Raw genomic sequence first — 3,193 nt, 5'->3', positions numbered from 1 at the left:
AAAACAATTTTACCACCGAGAGCACAGAGGCGCTTCGCGCTACACGGAGAAGTTCTTAGATCTTCTCTTTCACTTCTCCTTATCTTCTCGGTGGTGATAATAATGTCTTAATCACTTTATAAGCATTTAGCCCAAAACAATTATACCACCGAGAGCACCGAGGCGCTTCGCGCTACACGGAGAAGTTATTAGCTCCTCTCCTTCACTTCTCTGTACCCTCTGTGTTGATAACTATTACTTATTCACTTAATAAATAAGATTTAGAACTCATCTAAATACATTACTTATAGTAACCTACTAGTTCAGTTATAAAATTTGAAAGTTGCGACTCAGGCAGCTCATTAATTCCAGCAGCAGCCGCTCGCCCACCACCAGTTGCAAACTTACTACATATATCAACAGCTCCCTGCTTATTACTAAGCGGAGCGCGTACACTAACAGTATAACTTCCCTTATTATTGCTTGTAACAACACCATGCGCTTTAGTCGGAGCTTGGTTAGCTAAATCATTACCTAATACACCACTAACACGACGCGCCCAAGGCTCATCATCTAATAAAATAACTTTGGCAGTATCACAATCATGCAGGACTTTGGCTCCTGCAGCTTTTTTCATATCAGCTTTATAAGCACGCTCTAAAGTATAGTAAGCAGAGTTTTCATCGTTAATGGCATCAAGCGGCGATTTATATTGCAAAAGTTGCTCGTAAAGATCTTCTGGAGAAAAATGTAAATCAGCAACTTCACTCCCATAACCATTATAATTAATATACGTACCGAATGCTTTTAGCTGCGATTTTTGTAATTCAGTCAGTTTTAACTTATCAGCTTCAGCATCAGCCTTTGCAAATAAATTATCCCCATATGCAGCAGTAATTGCCCACAGGTGGAATTGATTATTAAGTAAATCACTCACAATTAAACTGGTGCACATATTTGCATCCAGATCTATATGAGGAAATAAATTTGCGTGATTAGGAATGTCACCTGCTTTGTGATGGTCAACATACATAACTTTAGCGCCAGCCGTTAAAGCATCATGAAGAGCTGGCATATTTTTTTCCATTGAAATATCAAGCACACGAATACAGTCGCCTGATTGTGGTGTTACTTTTTTTAGTAACTGAATATCACGCTTAACCCCAGTTACTTTAACTGTGTCTGTCGGATTAGCGAGTTGTAACTGAAGTAATGCGATAATACCATCAGCATCACCATTAAAAACATCGTATTTCATAATAGTCTCAAAGTCAGAAAACAAAGTACTTTGCTTAACTAAGCGGTTAATCTTTAAATTATTCAGGTATCAAAGTCTGAATACCTATAATTTTATAACTTCTTTTTCTTTTAAATACTGAATAATTTGCTCAACACTTTGTTCAATACTTTGCTGTGCTGTTTTTACATGTAACTCTGGTGATATTGGTACATCAAAAGCAGAGCTAATCCCCGTAAAGTTAGGTATTTCGCCAGCTCTCGCTTTTTTATACAAACCTTTAGGATCGCGGCTTTCGCATACTTCTATTGGAGTATCAATAAACACCTCAATAAACTCACCGTTGGTCATAATACTGCGAGCCTGGGCACGATCTGTAGCAAATGGAGAAATAAATGCTGTCGACACTATTAAGCCAGCATCAACAAATAACTTAGCAACTTCACTAATACGACGAATATTTTCAATACGGTCTTCATCGCTAAATGTGAGCCCTTTATTTAGACCCATACGAACATTGTCACCATCTAACAAATAAGTATGACAACCTAATTCAAATAATTTTGATTCCACCGCATTAGCAATAGTCGATTTACCTGAGCCACTTAATCCCGTATACCAAAGCAAAACCGGCTTATGTCCTTTATGACCTTGCTTTTGTTCTCGTGACACCGTTTGCGTGTGCCATACTATATTTTCATCCTGGCTCATTAATATACCTTACCTTTTATTCTTGTACGGCCCGAGGTAACCCCACACCGACGTAATATAATTTAAAATGTGACACCATAGTCCATTACATGTCTACTTAAACGGAAAAAACACCGGAATACAAACTAAAACAACCACTGCATAAACAACACTGACAGGTAAGCCCATTTTAACAAAGTCATTTAATCTATAGTTACCGGCATTAAAAACCATTAAATTAGTTTGATAACCATAAGGGCTTATAAAGCTTCCACTTGCAGCAAAAGCAACTGTCATAACAAACGGCAATACATCTACTCCAAACCCCAGGGCAATGGTATAACCTATAGGAAACATTAATGCAGCTGCCGCGTTATTAGTCACAAACTCAGTCATTAACCAAGTTGCTATATAAACAAAAATTAAAGCAATATATACATAACTCGGATCGTTATACTGGCCAATAAAATCGCCTAATGTAACTACTACACCAGAATTAACTAAAGCATTTGAAAGCAAAATTGCCGACGAAACAACTAACCAAATATCAACTGGAAAGCGTCTAACCAGCTCATTCGTAGTTAAACTACGAGTGAATAATAACGCTCCGAGTAATAATACTAAACCTTCTAATAAATCTAGAATACCAAAAGCGGCCAGTACAATGATTGAAATAAACCCACCAATAGATAGCCAAGCACGCCACCCATTTATTCTTGATTCAGGCTCAACACCAGAAAGTACTAAAAAGTTTTTATTAATATTGGTTCTTGTTTTGTAATCTTTACCCACCGCTAAGACTAAAAAGTCACCAGAACGAATTACAACATCTCCTAACTTTCCAGAGACCTGCTCACCATCGCGTCTAATTGCAACTACAGCGGCATCAAATAAAGCCCTAAAACCTGTTGTTTTTAAGGTTTTACCAACAATAATACTTTCCTGTCTAACTACTACTTCAGTTAAATTACTATTTAACGTACCGTTTTTTTCAGCAAAAATCTCTAAGCCTGTAAATTGTCCAAGCTGAAGTAACTTAGTAACTTCGCCACAAAATATAAGCCTATCAGAGCACTGTATAACCTCCGAAGGAGACACAGGGCTAATTAAGTGCCCCTTTCTCACTATTTCAACTAAAAACAATGACTCTAAATGCCTTAAGCCATTAGCTTCAACGGAACGCCCGATAAGCTCAGAGTTTTCAGCAACCTTAGCATCAATAAAATACCCTTCAGAGGTCGCCTTTTTTTGCTCAATACTGGGTAACATATTCGTGCAAAAATACAT

General features: G+C 37.5%; 3 protein-coding genes. All 3 read right to left on the bottom strand.

The features are described 5' to 3' along the window. Positions 1–280 precede the first annotated feature (280 nt). A complete protein-coding gene (locus H5072_RS15405; protein ID WP_154904286.1) occupies positions 281–1,237 on the bottom strand; it encodes a DHH family phosphoesterase in 957 nt (318 codons plus the stop codon). 84 nt (positions 1,238–1,321) lie between these two features. After that, positions 1,322–1,927 (bottom strand): adenylyl-sulfate kinase, encoded by a 606-nt coding sequence (cysC, locus tag H5072_RS15400; RefSeq protein WP_182694020.1) that lies wholly within the window; start codon positions 1,925–1,927, stop codon positions 1,322–1,324. Positions 1,928–2,020: 93 nt separating this feature from the next. Next, a partial coding sequence (locus tag H5072_RS15395) for an SLC13 family permease (RefSeq protein WP_182694019.1) occupies positions 2,021–3,193 on the bottom strand: 1,173 nt, incomplete at its 5' end.

It is taken from the genome of Pseudoalteromonas sp. SR45-5, from assembly GCF_014163565.1.
Taxonomy (GTDB): Bacteria; Pseudomonadota; Gammaproteobacteria; order Enterobacterales; family Alteromonadaceae; genus Pseudoalteromonas; species Pseudoalteromonas distincta.
The sequence above is the reverse complement of the archived record's forward strand: the minus strand, read 5'-3'. Positions and strand labels throughout refer to the sequence as shown.

Bases quoted from the DNA above. Each gene is read 5' to 3' on its own strand.
- cysC (WP_182694020.1), bottom strand. From the start codon at position 1,927: ATGAGCCAGGATGAAAATATAGTATGGCACACGCAAACGGTGTCACGA.
- H5072_RS15405 (WP_154904286.1), bottom strand. From the start codon at position 1,237: ATGAAATACGATGTTTTTAATGGTGATGCTGATGGTATTATCGCATTA.